Here is a 21,670-nt window from a genome sequence, read left to right as displayed (position 1 = left end):
TGCTAGCTTCCTTGCCAAGGCGCGTCCTGAAACAGGCGCTTGCTGAGGATGGCGTGCACGCCCCAATTCCCGTCGACCACTTGCGTGACACCGAAATCGACGGCGGCCGACATCAGCGCAATCGCCTCGTCCTCGCTGAGGCCCCTGGTGTTCATCAGGAAGCGCCGCATCTTGCGGAACGCATCCTTCATCGCAAGGTCGAGCGAGGATTTTGCGTAGACCTCACTCTGGCCTTGCGCGCCGAACTCGGCGAGGTAGTTGGGATGGCTGAAACCGGTCAGCACCCAGTCAGTCTCGGTCTCGATCAGCGGATACGAGAGATCGGCGAACGGCCGGCCGGAAAGATCCGCCTTTTTGTGCAGGACCACCTCGAACGTACCGGTCATCGAGCATTCGATCGCGGTGCCGCTCAATTCGCCATCGCCCTGTGTGGCGTGGGAGTCGCCGACCGACAGCAGCGCGCCAGGAACTGAGACCGGAAGATAGACGGTCGATCCCTTCCCGAGCCGCCAATTGTCAAGATTGCCGCCAAAATAGGACGGCGGCACGGAGTCGATGAAATCGACCTCGCGCGGCGCCACGGCGATCACGCCGAAGTGCGGCCGCAGCGGGATGCGGACGCCATCCAGCACGACATGCCGGCGCTTGATCGTGGCAGGCGCCACGGGAACGCCGGGATAGTCGTAGGTGGTGTGCACGACGCCAAAGGGATCGGTCTGCGGCTCCCAGCGGTAGGAATACAGCGCGCGGGCATGGGGCTCCTCCGGATCGTCAAAGATCTCGTAGATGGTGACGATCTCGCGTGGCTTGGGACCGCCGAGAAACTCGTTGTAGTGATAGCCCCACCACGCTGCGACCGACGAGCCGAACACGCGGCCGGCATAGTTCGAATGGCGGCTCGCGCGCGGTACGATGTCGAGGATGCGCACCTCGAGCACGTCGCCTGGCTGGGCGTCTTTCACCGCCACAGGCCCGGTGCAGATGTGGACGCCAAACCCCTCTCCCGCGCCGCGGCCGAACACGCTGGCATCCATTGGACCGGCACCACGGCGATCAACATTCTTCTTCTCGGCGGTCCAGCCGAACACGCTCTCGGCCCCGGCATCGCCCGCGATCATCAGCTCTGGCGCGTCAGATGCGTGCTGAGTCAGCGTCTCGATGGTGATCGTGTCGCCCGAGGCAATCTCGATCTGCGGCGGCAGCGAGCGGCTGAAATAGCCCCAATGGACGCGGCCCGCCTCGACCGGAAGATGGTGATGCCGGCGTTCTGCCGTTCTCGGTTCTTCAGCATCCGCACGGGCGATGCTGCCGCGTGATTCCACGCTCTGATGCGGGCGCAGCTGCGCCAGCGCCTCCTGCGGCCAGCCGCGCTGGCAGGCGGCGCCGTGCTGAGCCGTTGCCCGCTCCGCCTCCTGCTGGCGAAACTCGCGCGGCGGAAGCCCGAAGCGATGGCGGAAGGCGCGGCTGAAATGCGCGGAGTCACCAAAGCCATAGGCGTAGGCAATCTCCGAGATCGAGCGATGCGCCTCGGTCGGATTGGACAGGTCGGCCCAGGCGCGCTGGAGCCGGCGCTCGCGGACAAAGTGAGTGAAGTTGTCGCCGACCGTCTCGAACAGCTTTTGCAGGTAACGCTCGGAAATACCCTCCGCCTGCGCGACGCGCGCCGGCACCAGGTCGGGATCGTCCAGGCGGCGCTCGATGGTCTGGCAAATCCGGTGCAACAGCGCAGCCTGCGTCGCGCTCGATGCGCCATCGGAGGTTGACGCCGCCAGTTGATGCGCGAGCGTCAGAAGCAGATCAACCAGCGACTGAGCGACCGAATTCCATTCGGCATCGCTCAGCGTATCGAGCGTGCGCGCCGTCGCGTCCAGCAGGCGCGCAAAGACATCGGAAAAGCCGCTTGGCGGTACGACGCGGGGCTCTCCGAGTCGCGGCTTGCCCGAGATACGTCCGTGCAGCGCCTCAGACGTCACCGACAGCACGATCGCTCGCATGTCGCGCTGGAACACGATGCTCCAGTCCCCGTTCCGCGGCAGCAGCACGAGCTGGCCGACGGGCACAATGCGATGGCTGCCGGCGCTCTTGAGCACCATGCCGTCCTCGACCGGCATCAGCGCAATCGGAAGCTCCTCCTTCGCCTGCGCGAGCGGAGCGATACTCTGCGCGCCTGCAGCCATGCGCGTGAGCGCGACACCTGCGGCGTGGCGATGCGATGCGGTCGCGTGCCCGTCGAAAAAGGCATTGCCGCTGGCCGGCTGCAGGCCGACCGCAGCCAGCAGGTCGCGCCATGCTTCGGGACGGTCGTCTTGCGCGTAAGACTCGCTCGTGAAGGGACGGAAGCTCATCGGATCGACCCAGATTGCGGTGGATCGAAGCAACCTCTGTGCCAGACGCACGCGATCGTCCGTCGCCGCGACGGGCCGCAAGTGAGGATTATCCTTCACGCCGTGATCCCGAATATCGAATAAACATCAATGAATTAGTCGCACCGGAAAATGTTCTTGCGGATGGTGCCGTGGACGCCCCAATTGGCGTCGACCACTTGGGTGACGCCAAAGTCGGCTCCGACCGACATCAGCGAGATCGCCTCGTCCTCGCTCAAATGGTGCACGGTCATTAGGAACCGCCGCAGCTTGCGGAACGCGTCGCGCATCGCCCGGTCGAGGCTCGAGTGGCTGGCAATCTCGGTTTGTGCCTCGGCGCCGAGTGCGGTGAGATAGTTCGGATAGGTGAAGCCATAGAACGACCAGGCGTGATCGGTCTCCAGCATGGGATGGTCGAGGCCTTCGAGATGGGTGTCGGACAAATCGGGCTTCTTGTGCAGGATGAACTCGAAATCGCCCGTCAGCGAAGCCTCGATCGCGGTGCCGCCGAGCTCGCTGTCGCCTTGCGCGGCATGCGGATCGCCGACGGAGAAATAGGCGCCGGGGACCGCGACCGGATAGAACATCCGTGCGCCCTTGCCGATGCGCCAGTCGTCGATATTGCCGCCGGTATAATTTGGCGGGATCGAGCTGACGAAATCGGCTTCCGACGGTGCGAGGCCCATTGTACCGAAATGCAGACGCGCCGGGACCTTCACACTCGACAGGATGTTCTCGCGCTTCCTGATGGTGGCGTGATCCACGCGTACCCCGGGATAGTCGATGGTGGGATGCACGATGCCGTCGGGATCGATCTGCGGCGTCCAGACATAATTGTAGACCGCTTTCGCGTAGGGCTCACCCGAGGTGTCGAGCTCGAAGATGGTGACGACTTCGCGCGGTTTTGGCTCCTCGATCAGGTCGTGATAGTGAAAGCCCCAGTTGGCGGCGACATTGGAGCCGAAGCAGCGGCCGGCGTGACAGGCGCTGCAGCTCGGCCGCGCCCGGACATCGAGAATGCGCACTTCCAGGATATCGCCAGGCTCGGCGTCCTCGACCGCGACCGGACCGGTGAGAAGATGCACGCCGATCCCCTCGCCTGGGCCCCGAATGAAGGGGCCTTCGGTCGGACCGGAGCCGCGGCGCGCAACCGCCTTGTGCTCGCGCGTCCACTGGAACACGCTCTCGGCGCCGGGATCGCCCTGGATCATGCGCCCGTAGTCGTCATTGGCGTGATGGGTCAGCGTCTCGATGGTGGCGCGGTCCCCGGAGCGCAGCGTCAGGGCCGGCGTGACCTTCTTGGAGAAATAGCCCCAGTGGACGGTCTTCGGTGAAACCGGCAGCGTGAAATGCTTCATGAGATGGCCTCTTCGGGGAACGCGGTCTTGGATCTCGCGGAGACAGCGCTCATCGCACCGTCTCCGGGGACTTCTCGGCTTCCATCACGCTGAGGAAACGCGCCGTCAGCGGATTGCACGGGTTGGAGAGCAAGTCGTGCGCCGGCCCCTCCTCGATGATCGCGCCGCCGCTCAGGAAAGCGACACGGTCGGCGACTTCATCGGCGAAACGGATCTGGTGCGTCGAAATGATCATGGTGAGGCCGTCGTCGATGGCGAGCCGCCGGATCACCTCCAGCACCTCGTTGACCAGTTCAGGGTCGAGCGCCGATGTCGGCTCGTCCAGCAGCAGCACGCTCGGGTTCGGAGCCAGCGCGCGGGCGATGGCGACGCGCTGCTGCTGGCCGCCGGAGAGATGCCGCGGCAACGCATCAGCGCGATGCGAGAGACCTACACGGTCGAGCAGCTCGGCGGCCCGACGGTCGGCATCGATACGGGTCATGCCCTGGACCCAGCGCAAGGGACCGGCGATGTTCTCCCGTGCCGACAGATGGGCGAACAGATTGAACTGCTGGAACACCATGCCCACGCCGACACTGGCGCGCTCATTGGCGACGGCGCGGGGTGACAGCGGCTTGCCGTTCTCGCCGAACCCGAGGCGCCGGCCGCCGACACGGATGGTGCCGGACTCCCAGTTTTCGAGATGGTTGATGCAGCGGAGCAGCGTGCTCTTGCCGGAGCCGCTCGGCCCGAGCAGCGCCACCACCTCGCCAACCCGAACCGTGAGATCGAGACCGTCGAGCACCTTTTGCGGGCCGTAGCTCTTCGTGAGGCCCCTGGTCTCGACCGCGATGTTGTTGCGCGCGATTGTGGCGGCGCGACGGGCGCGCCCTTCGCTCGTCAGCGCGAGCGGCGGCGTATCCGCAAGCGCTGCCTTCACCGGCTCAGGATCATCTGCCGTCGCCGCAGCGAGCTTGGGGTTGGTGCCGAGATCGACACGGCGCCAGGGCAGATAGTCGGCGAGCCTACGCTGGCATCCCTTGGCACGGTCGAGATCGAGCAGCCATTCCACGAACAGCTGGATGACGCTGATGCTGGCGGTCAGCACGAGATAGAGAAGGCCCGAGGCGAAGAAGATCGAGAAGAAGTCGAAGGTCGATGACGCCAACTGAGTCGAGCGTAGCGTCAGCTCCTGGACCGCAACGACGGAGGCCAAAGACGAATTCTTCAGCGCGCTGACGGCCTCGTTGCCGAAGGCCGGGATCATGGTGCGGATCGCCTGCGGCGCGATCACCCGGCGCATCAGTACTGATGGCGTCATGCCGAGCGCCTGCCCTGCCGTCACCTGCCCGCGATCGACGCCCAGCACACCGGCACGCAGCATCTCCGCGATGAACGGCGCCTCGTTGCAGGCGAGCGCGAGACCGGCTGCGAGCACCGCCGTCAATTTGATGCCGATATGCGGCAACGCGTCGTAGGCGAACACCATCTGCAGGATCAGCGGCGTGCCGCGGAAGATCACGGTGTAGGCCCTGGCGATCGCCGCCAGGGGCCAAAAGCGCGAGAGCTGCATGCCAGCGAGGATCAATCCGAGAATCAATCCGCCGCCGAGCCCGAGGGCAGTCACCTCGAGGGTGAGCTCGATGCCCTCGAGCAGATACGGCATGCTCAGGTAATGGAGGAACAGCGACATCAGTCAGCCGTCAGGATGTCCGGCTCCTTGAAGTTGTTCACATCGAGCTCATGCTTCTTCAGAAGGTCCATGTGAATGCCGGCCTTCTGCACCTCGATCAGCGCAGCGAGCACGGCGTCGCGGAACTTCGGCTTGTCTTTCGGGACGGCAATGCCGACCGAGTACGGGATCGTCACCGCGATCGCCTTCTCCAGCTTGTCCGGATAGGCCTTGACCGCACTGTCGACGGTATTGACGTCGTTGACATAGGTGTCGGCGCGGCCGGCCAGGATCGCCTGAATGCAGTTCGCGTTGTTGTCGTAGAGCTGGACGGTCGGCTCCGCCTTGCCGGCCTTCTTGCACTCGGGCATCAACGCCTGGACCAGCGGCACTTCGACAAAACCGGTGTTTTCGGCCGCGGCTGCGCCGCACATCGACATGTTGATGCCGTTGATGCCCTTCGGATTGCCCTTGGCGACCAGCACGCCGTCGAACACCTTTGAATAGGTGATGAAGTCGGCGGCCTTGGCGCGCTCCTTGGTGGCGTAGATGTCGGAGATCACGATGTCGGCCTGTCCAGCGGACAGCGTCGTCAGGAGCGCCGCGAACACAACGGGCTTGTAGGTCAACTTGAAGCCGAGGCATTCGCCGATGGCCTCGCCGAGATCGATGTCGAAGCCGATATATTTGCTGGGATCCTTCGGATCGATGGTCTCATAGCCCGGCGTGTGCGGGTTGATGGCATTGACGAGCGTCTTGCCCTTCCAGTCCGGATATTTCTCCTGGAGAGCGGCGCAAGCCGCAGGCGCCGCAGCTATCGCGGTCAGCGGTGCAGCGATGAGGACGCCACAGACGATGGCGGCACCAAGCGCCACCTTGCGCCATGGCAAAGATGCGCGCGCCATCCCCTGGCGCACCTGAGGCAATACCCGTCTCTCCATCTCCAGCTCCTTCGAATTGTCATGGCATTGGCCATGGTCCGGATCCCGGGAGAGAGCCTAGGGGGAGCCGACCGCGAAAAGCTTGTCCGCGGACGTACAAAAAATTGGATGGACGGTGCCCGCGATTCGGGCAAACGGCTGCACAAACATTGTTCGCGGGCATGCGCCGTCGTGACAGAAGCCTGCAAGTCCGAGAGCAAGGATTGACCGCGAATTCTGGCGTTGTCTGCATCACGGTCGCCTCTGAATTCGCGCGTTCTCGGCGAGATTTGAGATGCACAGGTCCGCTTCGGGTCCATAGGACTACCGCTCGCGCGGTAGCGCACGACGGCTGGCAGCAGAGCCCAGACGATAGCGCAAGAGGGCGTCCTGTCTTGAGAGTGAGGGGTTTCGACAACCTCACTTAAGACACTGCTCGATGCCGCGCCGGGGGCTGAAGGCCCCAATTTATCCTGGGCGGATTCGAGCTATAGCTCCCGCCAACGCGATCGAGGTAAATAATAACTGGTGCTTTTTGCGCCAAACCCTGTTGGTGCGCCTAGCCAGGCTACAGGCGCTCGACCTTTCCGTACGATTGAGCGCGCTGCAGCACTCCATCTGTGAAGACGCAATGGATGTCGCACCTCTGCTAGGATAAGCCTCTGTCAGAATTCGCAATGTGGAGGAAGCGAGAACTACTCGACAAACCTACGCTAAACTGCGCGATGCCAGCCGGCCGCACTACTCCCACTCAATCATTTCGGACGACGCTTCGTCGTTGATTTACAGGCACAATTTTTCAAATCTGACGGACAAATGCCGACGGTATACCCGCCTCAAATTTTTGGTCTTGAATTCACAGGAAAATTCCCGAGGCGCTGAGGGTCGGCACTTTCAGCAACTATCGGTATCAGCCGACGAACATAGACGTACATTAAGCCGAAGCGGACTCCTCTTTGGCTTTGGCCGACTGTCAGCCAATACCGTCAGCGATGGCCCGCAACCCATTGATAGTCCGGTTTGCCATTTGTCGGTGTCCAGTCTAGCTGATCCGGAAGTTCGGTGACGCGGCGGGCGATCTCGGCGATCTTGCGCGCACCCGCGGTCGGCGCATCGCAAAGTCTAACTTTGTCGCAAAAGCGCATCGCTGATCTTCTCGGCCGCCATGATCACGGGGATGTTGGTATTCGCGGTCGGCAGCCGCGGCATGATCGAGGCGTCCGCCACGAAGATATTGTCGCTGCCGATCACTCTGCCCTCGGGATCGACCACGACCATGGGGTCAGCCGGATCGCCCATGCGGCAGGTGCCTACGGGGTGCCAGACTCCGAACACGCTCTGCCGCACGAAGGCCTCCAGGGCGCGCTCGTCCGCCAGCGTCGTCTGGAAGGCAGTGCCGTTGAGCAGTACGAGCCGGATCAGGAGCTGCCTGAGGCCCGCGGGCACGTCGAGCATCGGGCCGAGGATCAAGGCGACGATGCGGTTGGCCGTGCTGTACCGGCTCAAACGCTTGATCCGCGGGGAATAGGAGGCCGGGAAGAAATCACCCCCCTCCGGGTTGAGCGAGGGATGGACGACAAGCTTCGCGAGCAGCCGAACGGACGCGATCATGCGCTCGACATCGCGCGGGTCGGACAGCAGGTTGAGATCGGCCACCGGATAGGTTTTGGGATCAGGCGCCGCCAAGGTGAGCGAGCCGCTCGAATACGGCCGGTTGCACCAGAGGAAATAGAGACCGAGCCGCGTGCCCAGCGCGTGCCAGCCGCCACGGGCCGAGGCCGTGATGTACATGTCCGAGGCGTCACAGCCCGGATTGCCCGACGAGTAGCGCATCGCCGCAAAATTAGGACGCCGCCGGGCCAGCGGGAGCCGAAGGCCGCGTGGCAGATATTGACAGAAGGTCAGCGCGGGATGATCGCGCAGATTGCTGCCGACGCCGGGGAGATCGATGACCGTGGGAATGCCGAGCGCCTGAAGCGCCGCACCCGGACCGATACCCGCCCGCATCAGGATCGCCGGCGATTGCAACGCGCCCGCGGTGAGGACCACGCGGCCGGCGCCGACCGTGAGCTTCTGCCCGCGACGCGAGACCACCACACCCGTCGCGCGGCGGCGGTCGAGCTGAAGCTGCTCGACCACACTGTCAGCCCAAATGGTGAGGTTCGGCCGCGAGCGCGTCGCTGCATCGAGATAGCCAGCGGCCGTGGAGACGCGCCGATCGTTGCTGTTGGAGAACGCCGGTGGAAAGATGCCGTTCTCGAACTCCGCGTTCTGATCCTTACGGAACGGCAGCCCGGTTGCCGATAACGCCTCGCCCACGGCGCGGCCGAACTCGGGCATCTCCTCGCGGGCGATGCGGCGGATCGGAATCGGGCCGTGCTTGCCGTGCAGCGGCCCGTCGAAATCTAGATCGGTCTCGAGCTTGAGGAAATACGGCAGCACGTCCGCCCACCCCCAGCCCCGCGCGCCGAGATCGCGCCATTCGTCATAGTCGCGCGGCAGGCCGCGATTGGCCGATTGCACATTGATGCTGGAGCCGCCGCCCATCACCCGCGCCTGCTCGTAGGCGCGGACGACCGGCCTGCCCCCGGCATTGCGGCCGGCTGCCGCCGACAGACCCGGCCAGATGTACTTGTCGCCGAAGAACAGTGTCATCGGATAGCTGTCGAGGATTTCCGGCGGCGTCGCGTCCGGCGGGGTGTCCATGCCAGCTTCGATCAGAAGCACGCGGCGGCTCCCATCCGCAGAAAGCCGATTGGCGAGCACGCAGCCTGCCGACCCGCCGCCGACGATCACATCGTCGAAATGCAACTCATCCATTCCATTCTCGTCGCGCAATTCGATGGATCGGCGCGGCCGTAGATACAGACGCGCCGATCGAGCCTAACGAAAGTTACCCTTGGTCTCGGGGATCACGATCGCGCCGATCAGGTAGATCACGAACACGCCGACCGCGAAGTAGGCCAGCGACATCGGGATTTCCGCCGGGCTGCCACTCACCAGCGAGACGAAGGTCGGCATCATGCCGCCCAGCGCGAAGCCGATGTTCCAGGACAGTCCGGTGCCGCTCGCGCGCAGCGCGGTCGGAAAACGCTCGTTCAGGAAGATCAGCACCGGCGCGTAGCCGGCATTGCCGATGAAGGCGATGGCGAGCGCATAGAGCGTGATCTGCGTTGTGTCCTTGGTCGCCGCGAGGTTGAGATAGCACAGCGGCAAGAGCACGGCTGCGAGGACGCCGATCATCAGGAACGTCTTCTTGCGCCCGATGCGGTCGCTCAACGCGCCGACCAGCACGGCCGAAAAGAACGCCGAGACGCTCGCGCCCATCAGGATCAGCGAGGAGGTCTGGTTCGGGACCGCGTTGATGACCTTCAGGAAGCTCGGCAGATAGCCCGATGTCAGGTAATAGCCCGCGCCACCACCGAAGGTGATCAGCAAATTGACCAGCAGCACGCCGCGATATTCGCCGGAGAACACGTCCTTGACCGGCGCCTTCGAGACTTTTGCCTGCTTGTCGCTCTGCTGGCGCTTGAGTTCCTTGAAGTACGGGGACTCCTCGAGGTTCCGGAAGATGAACCAGCCGAGCAGCGAGCTCAGCAGACCCGAGAAGAACATGAAGCGCCAGCCCCACACCGCGAACGCATCGCCCGGGAAGACCGAAGACGTGATCAGGAAGATGAACGATGCCAGCAGCGCGCCGATGCCGGCGCCGCCGCCGCCGACCAGACCGGACATCGCACCGCGCCATTGCGGCGGCACCGATTCCGTGCCGATCGTGTGGGTGGAGGCCACGACACCGCCGACGAACACGCCCTGCACCAGACGCAGCGCCAGGAAGATGACAGGCGCGATCACACCGACCTGAGCAATGGTCGGCAACAGGCCGAACGCCGCTGTGCTGATGCCCACGCCGATGATGGCGACCAGCATTGCCTGCTTGCGGCCGTGCACGTCGGCGAAGTGACCGAACACCGCCGAGCCGATCGGCCGCATCAGAAGCGTCACGGCGAACGAGCCGTACACCGCGGCCAGCGACAGCGCCGCATTGCTGGCCGGGAAGAACAGCGCGCCGACGACCGGCGCCACGTAGAGCAGAATGAACAGATCGAACAGATCGAGTGCCCATCCGAGCACCGATGCGATGATCGCGTTGACCATCTGTTTGTTGTCCGCCGATGCCTCTGCACCCGCGACCGGCATATCCATCTCAGCCATTTTGTTATTCCTCCCCCGTTTGAATGGCGCCGCGGTTCGCGTCATTGCGAACCGCGGCCGTTTCAAGTGCATGCGTCAGCGGCCGGCGAATTTCGGCGGGCGCTTGGCGTTGAAGGCCTCGACGCCTTCCCTAAAGTCGTCCGACTGCCGCAGGCGGCTGTAGCAATGGCCTTCGAGCTCGATGGCGATCGCGAGCGTGGAATCCTCGGTGTCGTTGAGCAGCTTCTTGGCGGTTCGCTGCGCCAGCGGCGAGAAGGTGCGGAGCTCGTCGACGAGCTTGTCGGTCGCCTTCTCCAGTTCGGCATCGGGCACGCATTCGGTGGCGATGCCCCAGTCATAGGCCTGCTTGGCCGAGATGCGCTTGGAGCGCATCACGATGTCCTTGGTGCGCGTGATGCCGACCATCTTCTGCAGGCGGGCCGATCCGCCGGAACCCGGGATCTGGCCGAGCTTCTGCTCCGGCAGCGCGTATTGCGTGGTCTCCGAGGCAATGCGGAAGTCGCAGGCGAGCGACAGCTCGAAGCCGACGCCGAAGCAATAGCCGCGGTTGGCGACGATCACCGGCTTGGCGCAGCGCGCGGGCGCCGCGATGTTCCAGGCAAGCTTGGAGACGTGCTCGGGGCTCGCCTCCATGAAGCCGCCGATATTGCCGCCGCTGGAGAAGTGCTCGCCCTCGCCGCGCACCACGATGACGCGAACGCGCGGATCCTCGTCCAGCGTCTCGAAGGTCAGACGCAGCTGGTCGCGCTGCGGCATCGCCACGACGTTGTAGGGCGGACGTCCCAGGATGATGTCGGCGCGCTCATGCGCCTCGTCGATCTCGACCTTGAACCCGTCGAGCTTTGCAAGCCGAGGATCGGCGAACGTATAGGATGACGGCATTTTGGCTTCCTTCTGTTGATCGTTGATGGGTGATGATCAGGCCGCGTCCGACGGCGGCAGGCGCTCGGCCTCGTATTCTCCGGCGACGAGCAGTCGCCGCAGCAGCTTGCCGACCGGCGATTTCGGGATCGCGTCGACGAAGACGTAGCGGCGCGGCCGCTTGAAATTGGCAAGGCCCGAGGTGCGGCAGAACTGCTCCAGCTCGACGTCGGAGACGGCGCGATTGCGCTTGACGAAGGCGGCGACGATCTTGCCCCATTTCTCGTCGGCAACGCCGACCACCGCAACCTCGTCCACGGCGGGATGCAGCGACAGGCAGCTTTCGATCTCGACCGGCGAGACGTTCTCACCGCCGGTGATGATCATGTCGTCGACGCGGCCGGTGACGAACAGATCGCCGTCGGGATCGACGAAGCCAGTGTCGCCCGTAAAATACCAGCCTTCGCGCAGCGACTTGGCGTCGGCCCCGGGACGGCGCCAATAGCCCTCAAAGGCCTCGTCGCCTCTCAGCGTCGCGATGATCTCGCCCTCCTCGCCGACCGCGACAAGATCTGCGATCGACTTCGCGCCGATGCGCACCACCTTGACGTGCTGGTTCAGACCGGCCTTGCCGGCCGAGCCAGGCTTTGCCGTGGCGTTCTGGTCGATCGTAAAGGTGTAGATCTCGGAGCTGCCGTAATGGTTGACGAACAGGTCGGGCTTGAACGCCTCGTTCAGCTTCTTCAGCAGGCCATCGGTCATCGACGCGCCGGCAAAGCCGAGCTTGCGCACGCTGGAAACGTCGGTCCTGGCAAAGGCCTCGTGATGAACGAGGTCGTGATAGAGGGTCGGCACCAGGTAGAGGTTGGTGATCGCCTCCTTCGCGATCAGCGCCAGCGCCTGGCGGCTGTCATAGCGCGGCAGACAGACGAAGCTGCCGCCGATCAGCGACATCGCCAGCAGCGAGCGGACGCCCATGGTGTGATAGAGCGGCATCACGCCGAGCGTGCGCTCGCCGCGGCCGTAGAGATTCTGCGCGACATGGGCGATCGCCGCGGCCCGCTCGGCACGATGCCGGCGCGGCACGCCTTTCGGACGTGAGGTCGTCCCCGACGTGTAGAGCATGATCGACCAGGCATCGGCACCGACGCGCGGCTCGGCATCCGGCGCACCATCCTTGATCAGATCAGCAAAGCTCGTTGCATCGCCGATCCCGGGATCGACCGATACCCGCAGCCGCCCGCCTGATAGCGCCGAGCCCTGCACCGCTTCGGCGGAAATATCCTGATAGAACACCGCGCAGGCTTCGGCGTTCTCGATGCAATAATCGAGCTCGTCCGCCTTGGCGCGCCAGTTGATCGGCGTGATGACGAGGCCGGCAAACTGGCAGGCCCAATGCAGCGTCGCTGCCTCCCAGCGGTTCTGCAGCAGCGTGACGACGTGGTCGCCGGGCTTGAGACCGAGGCGATCGAACGAGGCCACCAGCGCGGAGATCTTGTCGTACCATTGCCGGTAAGTCAGGCGAAGGTCGCCGTCGACCAGGGCAATCGCGTTCGGATCGCGCGCGGCGCTGCCCATGAAGCTGCTGGCGAGATCAAGCATCTGACGTCTCTTTTGTGGATGAAGCGAGCTGGGCGGCGGCTTCCAGCGCCGCCTGGATGATCGGGGTGTAACCGGTGCAGCGGCAGATATGGCCGCTGAGGAGGTCACGGATGTCAGCTTCGGTCGGCGCCGGATTCGTCGCGAGATAATGGTCGAGCGACATCAAGATGCCCGCGGTGCAGAAGCCGCATTGGAGCGCGTGGTTGCGGCGGAACGCCTGCTGCAGCACGCCGAGCCGGTCAGCCGAGGGCGCGAGCCCTTCGACCGTTTTGAGCTCGCAGCCGTCGACCTGCGCGGCGAGCGTCAGGCACGACCGCGTCAGCATGCCGTCGACGACGATGGTGCAGGCGCCACAGACGCCGTGCTCGCAGCCGACATGGGTCCCGGTCGCGCCCAACTGATGCCGTAGAAAATCAGACAGCAGCATGCGCGGCTCGGCTTCTCCCTCGACGGGCCTGCCGTTGAGCGTGAAGCGCACAGAGTGGCGCTGATCGGCCTTGAGACGGGTCATCGCAGCACCTCGCCGATCAGATCGCGGCCGATCATGCGGACCAGGTCGCGGCGGTAGCGCGCGGTGGCGTGGACGTCGTCACGCGCACCGAGCTCGTAGGCGAAGGCATTGAGGGCGTCGTCGAGCGCGCTGCCGTCGAGAACAGGCCAATCGCGCGCGGTCGGGACGTCGGCGACGCCCCCGACGGCGAGACGCACGCCGGTCGGCGTCCTCATCGCGGCGCAGGCGACGATGGCGAAATCGCCGTGACGGCGCGCGACCTCGCGAAAGGCGACGCGTGATCCCTTGACGAGAGGCAGCGAGATGCCTTCGATCAACTCGTCATCGGCGCGCGCGGTCAGCATCATGCCGGCGAAGAAGTCCTTCGCGGTAACGCGGCGGCGGCGCTTGGCGCTGCGCAAACGCACTTCGCCGCCGAGCGCAACCAGCGTCAGCGGCATCTCGGCGCTGGGATCGGCATGGGCGAGCGAGCCGCAAATGGTGCCGCGGCTCCGCGTCTGCATGTGCCCGACCCAGGGCAACGCCAGCGCGACCAGCGGCAGCGTTTCGGCAAGCTGAGGCCAGGCCAAGAGATCGGCCTGGCGCACGCCGGCGCCGATGACGATTGCATCACCCTTGCGTTCGATCTGGCGGAGCTCCTTCAACCGCATGATGTCGATCAGCAGTTTGGGCTTGGCGAGGCGCATGTTGAGCATCGCCATCAGCGATTGCCCGCCCGCGAGCACGCGGGCATCGCCGCCTTGCTGCGCGAGGCCATCGAGGACGTCGCCTGTGGTTTCAGCGCGGAGATAGTCGAATGCGGGCGGCTTCATCGGCGCCCCCCGAACAGGCTGGCGGCCAGCTTCGCCAGCACGGCAAACAGCGAGAAGCCGCCGCTCTCTGCACTGCCGCCGCCGGCCTTGCGGGCGAGCGCGGTGAAAAACTGGCCGATGATGACGCGCGTCGCGCCGTCGAGCAGGCGGCCGCCGATGCTGGCGACCTTGCCGCCGATCGCGACGTCATAGCTGTAGGTCAGCTTCGTGCCGCCGTTGCCGTCAGGTGCGAGCGTGATCCGTCCCTCGGCGTTACCAAACCCGAGCGCGCCGGTGGCGTCCCCGCGCAGCGTCACCGCGCGCGGCGGATCGAGATCGAACAGCTCGACGTCGGCGCGATAGCGCCCGCTGACGGGACCGACGCCGAGCGTGACGTCAGCGCGAAAATGCGTGTCGGTGATCTTGTCGACGCGCTGGCAGCCGGGAATGACCGATTGCAGTGTGGCGGGATCGAGCAGCATGGCCCAGACCTGCTCGGGCGCACCCTTCACCGAAGCCTGCCCCTCGCCGCGCAGCCGCCGATCGCTTTCGCGCGCGGGCGCGGCAGTCGCGCCGCCCGTAGGTGGCGGCGGCTCAGCGCCGCGCACCAATCCTGCCAGCCGCGCCGGCACCAGCGGCAGCGTGACGTCGGCGACGCCGAGCGCATCCGCGACCGCATTGGCAAGGCACACCGGCGTCGACATGCAATTGCCTTCGCCAACGCCTTTCGCCCCGAGCGGCGTGAACGGCGACGGCGTCTCCATGTGGAGGATCTCGGGCTCCGGTACCTCTGTGGTGGTCGGCAGCAGGTAGTCGGCAAGCGTTGCCGTCAGAAAACTGCCATCCTCGGCATAGGCATATTCCTCAAGAAGTGCGGCCCCGAGCGCCTGGGTAAAGCCGCCGCGGATCTGGCCGTTGACCATGCCGGGATGCAAAATGGTGCCGCAATCGTGCATGGTGACGTAGCGGTCGATCCGCGTCTCCAGCGTGGTCGGATCGATCTCCACGCCGCAGAAGTCGAAGATGAAGCCGTGGCAGAGCGAGGAGTTGATGCGGTCATCCTCGTCGGGCGGCGTCAGCTCCGGCGGCGTCCAGAACACGGTCTCGCGGATGGTCTGGCCGGCATCGTCGGGCAGCGAGCCCGGCGACCAATGGCTGAGCGCGGCGACGCGCGAGAACGCGATCCGGTTCTCCGGATTGTGCCTGGAGGCGACGAAGCCCCTTGCGAACACGATGTCGGTCGCTTCGACGTTGAGCTGACTGGCGGCGATGCGCGCAAGGCGGCCGGCGACGCGCTCGGCAGCGATCTTAGCGGTGCCCGCGACCGCCGCGGCAAAACGGCTGGCGTAGTTACCCGATGCGATCGACCAGGCATCCTTGGCGGTGTCGATCTCGGTGTTGACGCGGATATCCTTCGGATGAAGGCCAAAGACGTCCGCAACAACCTGCGCCAGTACGGTGCGATGCCCCTGCCCCTGCGGCACCGAGGCGACGTGAACCGTGACGCTGCCGACCGGATCGAGCCCGACGGTCGCGGTCGCCTGCGCTCCGTTCTTGGGACCTGCCTTGCGGCGCTCGGCGGCGGTCAGCACGGTGGTGATGTAGCCCATGTTGGAGACGCTGGGCTCGACCACCGCGGTGAAGCCGATGCCGTAGAGACGCCCCTGTGCGCGCGCCTCATCGCGCTTCGCCCTGAGTGCAGCGAGCCTGCCCTGCTCGACTGCGAGCGCAACGGCTTCCTGGTAATTGCCGGAATCGAGCAACGCACCCGTCGCGGTCCGATAGGGAAACGCGCCGGCATCGATCAGATTGCGCTTGATGACATCGAGCGGATCGAGGCCGAGGCCGATCGCGATGCGCTGCACCAGTCGTTCCAGCGCGAAATAGACCTGCGGTCCGCCAAAGCCGCGGTTGAGACCGGTCGGCGTCTTGTTGGTGACGACGACGCGGTTGCGGATCTTGACGTTGTGGATGTCGTAGGCGCCGGTCAGATTGCCGTGCATGCGGTAGAGCGTCGCTGGCTCGGGCGCGCGCAGATGCGCGCCGCAATCCTCGACCTGATCCCAGTCGAGCGCGAGGATCTTGCCATCGGCGGCTACCGCCGCCGCCAAGGTCGTCGCACGGTTGGTCGCCGACACCGATGCGGTGAGATGCTCGAGCCGGTCCTCGATCCACTTCACCGGCCGTCCCGTGACGCGCGCGGCCGCCGCGATCAGCACAATGTAGGGAAAGACGCCTTGCTTGACGCCAAAGCTGCCGCCGGAATCCGGCGGCGTGCGCAGTCGCAGCCGATTGCCCGGCACCTTCAGCGCACGCGCAATCACGGTGTGGATGCTGAACGGTCCCTGGAAATTGGCGAGAACTTCATAGGCATCTTCGCCGGCATCGTGCGAGGCGATGACGCCGTAGGTCTCGATCGGCGTACAGGAATTGCGGGGGTAGCGGATATCGATGGAGAACCGATGCGGCGCGTCCGCAAAGGCCGTCTCGGGGTCGCCATAGCGGAACGCACGGTCGCTGGCGAGATTGCCCGGAAAGCCGTCATGCAGCACCGGCGCGCCCGTCGAGATCGCGCCCAGCGGATCGACGACGGCCCCACGCGGACGATAGTCGACATTGATCAGCTCAGCCGCGTCTTCCGCGCGCGCGCGATCTGTCGCCACGACCACAGCGACAGGCTCGCCGACATAGCGCACGCGATCCATCGCAATCGGCCAGCACTCGACCGGCGCCTTCACGCCGACGACGAGACTGGTGGTGACGGCCTTGACGTCGCTGCCGGTCAGAACCGCGGCAACGCCCGGCCAGCGCTTTGCCGCTTCAACGTCGATGGAGAGAATGTCGGCATGGGCGTGCGGCGAGCGCAGGATGGTCGCATGCAGCGTGCCGGGCTGGACGCCGAGATCGTCGATGAAGCGGCCGCGGCCGGACAGCAGCGCAGCGTCCTCGACGCGCTCGATCGAACGCCCGACCCACGGTTCGTCGCCACTCCCCGGATTTGCGGATGTGACCGCCTGCAACATGTCCCGGCATACCTCCCGACGCGCTCTTTGACGCGACGGTGACAGTTGTCAGGACAGGGGGTGCGGGCGCCATACCGCGCACTCTCACGACTTACCAAATCGTCTCATTCGAGAGAGTGCAGCGCAGCATCGATCCGCGAGCATCACCCCGCGAGACGCGAGACGTTGCGGAATTCGCGCGGGCTGACGCCGGCATGATCGCGGAAAAAACGCGTGAAATGCGCCGGCTCCGGAAAACCAAAACGCTCGCTGAGCTCGCCGAGCGGCGTCTCCTCGCGCATCACCGCCTCCAGCGCGCGCTCCATGCGCACGACGTTGAGATAGATCTTCGGCGAGACGCCGAGCGAAGCGTCGAACAGGCGGAAGAACTGCGCGCGCGAGAGGCCCGCGCCCTTCACGAACTGATCGACATTGGAATAGGAATCATGGACGCGCATCGCGTCCATGGCGCGGCGGATGCGCCAGTCGCAGCCCACCGCCCTCATGCCGCGGATCGAGGTCGCAAAGCTGCGCCAGGGCGTGAAACGCTCGATCACCGCGATCATCAGATCAGACAGGGTCTGCTCATGGGTGCGCACCGCATCCGGATTCGCCATCATTTCAGCGGCCAGATGCAGCGTGAGCTGGCGGATGCGCGGCGACACCTCGCCCGAAGGACGCTCGAAAAAACCCGGCGCGCCGCTGGCGGCCCAACCGGGGCGAAACTCCTTCAGCCATTCCGGCTCGATATAGAGGGCCATGATCAGCGTGCGCGGACGATTGACGTCGTGCACGTAAGCATGCGACTTCCAGCCGTCGACGAGCACGGCCGCGGTATCGGTAAGCGGCGTGACTTGGTCGCCGACCAGGAACTGCGTGTCGGCGCCCTCAACCTTGAGCAGAACGTGACAGTGATGATGAGCGTGACGGACCAGCGAACGGTCCATGTCGAGCAGCGCGACCCTGCCGAAAGCGCCGTGAGCGATGCGCAGGGCCGTCGACATCAGTTCCTTCCTCCCAACAGCATTGCGCTGCAACACGATTGGCTTACTCGAGCGGCACTATATGCGGCACCCGCTTCATATTCCAACCGCGCAAACCGACGCAAGTTTCTCGCACGCGTTGATCGGATCACGTTCGTGCCTCCGCAAGAAGCCGCACGATGGCGGCGCTGGGGTCGGCCTGCAACGCGGTGACGAGATCGACATCCTCCTCGCCCTTGACGCGGATGCGCTTGAAGGCGAGCTCGGGCGCGCTGACCGGTGCGGTCGCATCCAGGCCCATCTTGGCGCTGATGCCGTTGTCGGTGGTCGGATCAAGCTTAGAGCCGAGCGCGCCTGAGACGACCATGAGATCGCAATCAGCCTGGAAGCGCGTCGCCACCGCCCATTCGATCTCGTCCGACGAGGAGATGTCGACGTCCTTGTCCACGACGACCACCTGCTTGATGTCGTAATGCGCGCCGAAGGAGCACATCATGATGTTCTTGGGCTCGCCGTCATTGGCCTTGTCGATCTTGATCGCGAGATGATAGCGGCATGTACCGCCGCGCGTCAGTCGAACGTCGAGCACGTTGGGGAAGCTGCGTCGCAGATGCTGGAGCAGCGTCGCCTCGCGCGGCACGCCGCCGAGGACCAGGTGCTCGAAGCCGCCGCCGACGATGGTGTGGAAGATCGGCTTCTTGCGATGCGTGATTGCGTCGACCTCGATCACCTCGCGATTGGCGCGCGGGCCGTAATATTGGGGGAATTCGCCGAACGGCCCCTCCGGCTCGCGCACGTCTTGCAGAACGCGCCCCTCGATCACGATCTCCGCATGGGCGGGAACCCGGACCGAATTGGTCCGGCACTTCACGACATCGACGGGCGCGCCTAACAGCGCACCGGCAATTGCCATCTCGTCCTCGTCCAGTGCCGCGATCGCCTGCGAGGCCAGCATCAAGGCCGGATGCGCGCCGATCACGATCGCAATCTCCAGCGCCTGGCCCAGCTGCTCGGCGAGGCGATAATAGGAGAAAGTGTGCCGCGGCAGCAGCAGTACGCCGATGCGCTTCTTGTCGGAGATCTGGCAACGATGGATCGAGACGTTCTGGACGCCGGTCTTCGGGTTGCGAGCGATCAGCAGGCCGGCTGTGATATAGGGACCGCTGTCGCGCTCATTGTGCTTGGGGACCGGAAGCTGGCGCAGCAGGTCGACGTCGTCATGGACGACCTCCTGCACTGGACCGCTCGCGACCTCGTGCGTCGGCAACGGATGGCTGGCAGCCGCCAGGAACCGCGGCAGCAACTGGTCCTCGGTCACACCGATGGAATCAGCGACCCAGTCGCGGCCGGCAAAGAGGTTCGCGACCACGGGGATCGCGTGCCCGTCAGGGCGCGGAAACAGCACCGCGCTGTCGCGCTCCAGCCGCTTGGCGATGGCGGCGAGCTCGTCCACCAGCGCAACGCCCTCGCGCGCGATCGCGAGCTTGCCGCGTTCGGCAAGATAAGCGAGCCAGGCGCGCAGATCGGCGGGCGCGTTCCTCGCAACATTGTCCATTGGCATACAGGTCTTTCCTCAAGGTCTCAAATCAGGGCGCGATCTTGCGCAGCGTCGGCGAGCGGCGCTTGAGGGCCTCGTCCTCGCCCCAGCGGCGCACCACGCCGATGTCGATATCGAACAAGTCGAGCACGCGGCCGACGGTGTGCTCGACCATGTCTTCGAGATTTTCCGGCTTGACGTAGAAGGCCGGCACGGGCGGCGCGATGATCGCGCCCATCTCCGATAGCGCCGTCATGGTCCTGAGGTGCCCGGTGTGCAGCGGGGTCTCGCGCACCATCAGCACCAGACGGCGGCGCTCCTTAAGCACGACGTCGGCAGCACGGGTCAGCAGCGTCGTTGTCACGCCCGAGGCGATCTCGGACATCGAGCGCATCGAGCACGGTGCCACGATCATGCCGGCGGTGCGGAACGAGCCGCTCGCGATGGCTGAGGCCATGTCGTCGATAGCATGGTTGACGTTGGCGAGCGCCCTCACCTCCGCGATCTTCAGGTCGGTCTCGTAGGCAAAGGTCTGCTCGGCGGTCTTCGACATCACGAGATGCGTCTCGACGCCGGCATTGCGCAGGAGCTGCAGCAGGCGCACGCCATAGGTCACGCCGGAGGCGCCGGAAATGCCGATGATCATGCGCTTGGGCGTGGTGTCCTGCATATGGCTGGTTTCGCTCCCTGGGGACGCGCCTCTGAGGTCACGCGGTCCGCCGCAAGACTACGCAATCCCACCCATCACCACAAATAATGATTGATTATGTCGTTCATCAACTGAGATGATGGCCTGAGCTGGATTGCCGAACGAAGGACAGGCCCCCGTGGAACTCAGGCAGATGCAATATTTCCTGTGCCTAGCCGAGGAAAAGAACGTCACAAGGGCCGCGCGCCAGCTCAACATCGTGCAGCCGGCGCTCAGCATGCAGATCGCCAAGCTCGAGGCGGAGCTCGGGCAAAAACTGTTCGACCGCAGCGTCCAGGGCATGACGCTGACCAGCGCCGGCGAAGCGCTGGTGCGGTTGACGGCCCCGATCGTGCGCGATGCCGAATACGCGCGGCAGGAGATGGCGCAGCTCGGCGGGCGCATCTCGGGCCGCGTCTCGGTTGGCCTCATCACCTCGGTGGCGCAAAGCACGATGGCGAGGTCGTCGGCGACAGTCGCCAGCCGCTATCCCGAGATCACGCTGTCGGTCTGCGAGGGCTATACCGAAACGCTGGTCGACTGGGTCAGCACCGGCCAGCTCGATTTCGCGCTGATCAACGTGCCGCGCCGCAAGACGCCGTTAGCCGCGCACCACGTCATGGACGAAGAGATGGTGTTCGCCTGCCGGAAGGACGGCCCGATCAGGCCGCCTGCAAAACTACGCTTCGACCACATCGCCAAGGTCGATCTCGTGCTGCCGTCGAAGCGCCACGGCTTGCGCCTGATCCTCGACGAGCATGCCGCCCCAATCGGAATTGACCTGCGGCCACGCCTTGAGCTCGACACCCTGCCCGCGCTCTGCGACGTGATCGCGACTACCGATTTCGCGACGGTGCTGCCGACCATTGCACTCCGGCAATCGCTCGCCAGCGGCAGCATCCGGGCGCATCGCTTCGACGAGCAGAGGATCGTGCGCTCGATTGCCTGGGTGCATCACCCCAGGCGCGCCGTGTCGGTCGCGGCCAAGGCCGTGCTCGATGTCATCAGCCAGGATCTTGCGCAGGCCGCCGCCGTGGCGAGCGGGTTCGTGGAGCCCGCCTCGCGCAACGCAACTTCGCCTTCGCGCAACGCGCGCAGGAAACCGATCTCCTGAATGCAGAATTCCGCACGGACAAGATGTCGCGCCCGCTGCAAAATGAGACGCGTTGGTAAGTTTTGAGACCAGCC

At 65.0% G+C, this 21,670-nt stretch carries 15 protein-coding genes; 1 reads left to right on the top strand and 14 read right to left on the bottom strand.

Translation table 11 applies throughout. From position 1 onward, the window contains the following. Positions 1-2: 2 nt before the first annotated feature. From XH90_RS09575 to XH90_RS09510, 14 genes are all read right to left on the bottom strand, one after another. Entirely contained in the window at positions 3-2,345 is a 2,343-nt protein-coding gene (locus XH90_RS09575) for an acetamidase/formamidase family protein (protein ID WP_194482640.1), read from the bottom strand. Positions 2,346-2,479: 134 nt separating this feature from the next. Continuing rightward, a complete protein-coding gene (locus tag XH90_RS09570) occupies positions 2,480-3,721 on the bottom strand; it encodes an acetamidase/formamidase family protein (protein WP_194480770.1) in 1,242 nt (413 codons plus the stop codon). 49 nt (positions 3,722-3,770) lie between these two features. After that, positions 3,771-5,393, bottom strand: a complete 1,623-nt coding sequence (locus XH90_RS09565; protein WP_194480768.1) for an amino acid ABC transporter permease/ATP-binding protein — start codon at positions 5,391-5,393, stop codon at positions 3,771-3,773. Beyond that, positions 5,393-6,277, bottom strand: coding sequence for an ABC transporter substrate-binding protein (locus tag XH90_RS09560; RefSeq protein ID WP_194482639.1), 885 nt, complete (start codon positions 6,275-6,277; stop codon positions 5,393-5,395). Before XH90_RS09560 ends, XH90_RS09565 begins: the two co-directional genes overlap by 1 nt. 1,137 nt (positions 6,278-7,414) lie before the next feature. Further along, positions 7,415-9,112, bottom strand: coding sequence for a GMC family oxidoreductase (locus XH90_RS09555; protein ID WP_194480766.1), 1,698 nt, complete (start codon positions 9,110-9,112; stop codon positions 7,415-7,417). A gap of 63 nt (positions 9,113-9,175) precedes the next feature. After that, positions 9,176-10,507: an MFS transporter gene (locus XH90_RS09550; protein ID WP_194480764.1), complete on the bottom strand. Its 1,332-nt coding sequence runs from the start codon at positions 10,505-10,507 to the stop codon at positions 9,176-9,178. Between the two features lie 75 nt (positions 10,508-10,582). Then, positions 10,583-11,389, bottom strand: coding sequence for an enoyl-CoA hydratase/isomerase family protein (locus XH90_RS09545; RefSeq protein ID WP_194480762.1), 807 nt, complete (start codon positions 11,387-11,389; stop codon positions 10,583-10,585). Between the two features lie 36 nt (positions 11,390-11,425). Next, positions 11,426-12,970: an AMP-binding protein gene (locus XH90_RS09540; protein ID WP_194480761.1), complete on the bottom strand. Its 1,545-nt coding sequence runs from the start codon at positions 12,968-12,970 to the stop codon at positions 11,426-11,428. Beyond that, the gene (locus XH90_RS09535; protein ID WP_194480759.1) at positions 12,963-13,481 is read right to left on the bottom strand and encodes a (2Fe-2S)-binding protein; all 519 of its coding nucleotides are present in this window, start codon (positions 13,479-13,481) and stop codon (positions 12,963-12,965) included. Before XH90_RS09535 ends, XH90_RS09540 begins: the two co-directional genes overlap by 8 nt. Then, positions 13,478-14,293, bottom strand: a complete 816-nt coding sequence (locus tag XH90_RS09530) for a xanthine dehydrogenase family protein subunit M (RefSeq protein ID WP_194480757.1) — start codon at positions 14,291-14,293, stop codon at positions 13,478-13,480. Before XH90_RS09530 ends, XH90_RS09535 begins: the two co-directional genes overlap by 4 nt. Further along, positions 14,290-17,295, bottom strand: coding sequence for a molybdopterin cofactor-binding domain-containing protein (locus XH90_RS09525; protein WP_194480755.1), 3,006 nt, complete (start codon positions 17,293-17,295; stop codon positions 14,290-14,292). Before XH90_RS09525 ends, XH90_RS09530 begins: the two co-directional genes overlap by 4 nt. A gap of 143 nt (positions 17,296-17,438) precedes the next feature. Next, positions 17,439-18,278, bottom strand: coding sequence for an AraC family transcriptional regulator (locus tag XH90_RS09520; protein ID WP_194480745.1), 840 nt, complete (start codon positions 18,276-18,278; stop codon positions 17,439-17,441). A gap of 127 nt (positions 18,279-18,405) precedes the next feature. Then, positions 18,406-19,818, bottom strand: coding sequence for a UbiD family decarboxylase (locus XH90_RS09515; protein WP_194480742.1), 1,413 nt, complete (start codon positions 19,816-19,818; stop codon positions 18,406-18,408). A 25-nt stretch (positions 19,819-19,843) separates the two neighbouring features. Further along, complete coding sequence (locus XH90_RS09510) at positions 19,844-20,464, bottom strand: UbiX family flavin prenyltransferase (RefSeq protein WP_194480739.1); 621 nt, start codon at positions 20,462-20,464, stop codon at positions 19,844-19,846. 172 nt (positions 20,465-20,636) lie between these two features. Here XH90_RS09510 and XH90_RS09505 point away from each other — a divergent pair, with 172 nt between their 5' ends. Continuing rightward, a complete protein-coding gene (locus XH90_RS09505; protein WP_194482638.1) occupies positions 20,637-21,596 on the top strand; it encodes a LysR family transcriptional regulator in 960 nt (319 codons plus the stop codon). Positions 21,597-21,670 lie beyond the last annotated feature (74 nt).

The sequence above is a fragment of the Bradyrhizobium sp. CCBAU 53338 genome, assembly GCF_015291665.1.
Classification (GTDB): Bacteria; Pseudomonadota; Alphaproteobacteria; order Rhizobiales; family Xanthobacteraceae; genus Bradyrhizobium.
This window is presented reverse-complemented; position numbering and strand designations above follow the sequence as displayed.

Coding starts and splice junctions, on each gene's coding strand:
- XH90_RS09575 (WP_194482640.1), bottom strand. CDS start 2,345: ATGAGCTTCCGTCCCTTCACGAGCGAGTCTTACGCGCAAGACGACCGT.
- XH90_RS09570 (WP_194480770.1), bottom strand. CDS start 3,721: ATGAAGCATTTCACGCTGCCGGTTTCACCGAAGACCGTCCACTGGGGC.
- XH90_RS09565 (WP_194480768.1), bottom strand. CDS start 5,393: ATGTCGCTGTTCCTCCATTACCTGAGCATGCCGTATCTGCTCGAGGGC.
- XH90_RS09560 (WP_194482639.1), bottom strand. CDS start 6,277: ATGGCGCGCGCATCTTTGCCATGGCGCAAGGTGGCGCTTGGTGCCGCC.
- XH90_RS09555 (WP_194480766.1), bottom strand. CDS start 9,112: ATGGATGAGTTGCATTTCGACGATGTGATCGTCGGCGGCGGGTCGGCA.
- XH90_RS09550 (WP_194480764.1), bottom strand. CDS start 10,507: ATGGCTGAGATGGATATGCCGGTCGCGGGTGCAGAGGCATCGGCGGAC.
- XH90_RS09545 (WP_194480762.1), bottom strand. CDS start 11,389: ATGCCGTCATCCTATACGTTCGCCGATCCTCGGCTTGCAAAGCTCGAC.
- XH90_RS09540 (WP_194480761.1), bottom strand. CDS start 12,970: ATGCTTGATCTCGCCAGCAGCTTCATGGGCAGCGCCGCGCGCGATCCG.
- XH90_RS09535 (WP_194480759.1), bottom strand. CDS start 13,481: ATGACCCGTCTCAAGGCCGATCAGCGCCACTCTGTGCGCTTCACGCTC.
- XH90_RS09530 (WP_194480757.1), bottom strand. CDS start 14,293: ATGAAGCCGCCCGCATTCGACTATCTCCGCGCTGAAACCACAGGCGAC.
- XH90_RS09525 (WP_194480755.1), bottom strand. CDS start 17,295: ATGTTGCAGGCGGTCACATCCGCAAATCCGGGGAGTGGCGACGAACCG.
- XH90_RS09520 (WP_194480745.1), bottom strand. CDS start 18,278: ATGTCGACGGCCCTGCGCATCGCTCACGGCGCTTTCGGCAGGGTCGCG.
- XH90_RS09515 (WP_194480742.1), bottom strand. CDS start 19,818: ATGCCAATGGACAATGTTGCGAGGAACGCGCCCGCCGATCTGCGCGCC.
- XH90_RS09510 (WP_194480739.1), bottom strand. CDS start 20,464: ATGCAGGACACCACGCCCAAGCGCATGATCATCGGCATTTCCGGCGCC.
- XH90_RS09505 (WP_194482638.1), top strand. CDS start 20,637: ATGCAATATTTCCTGTGCCTAGCCGAGGAAAAGAACGTCACAAGGGCC.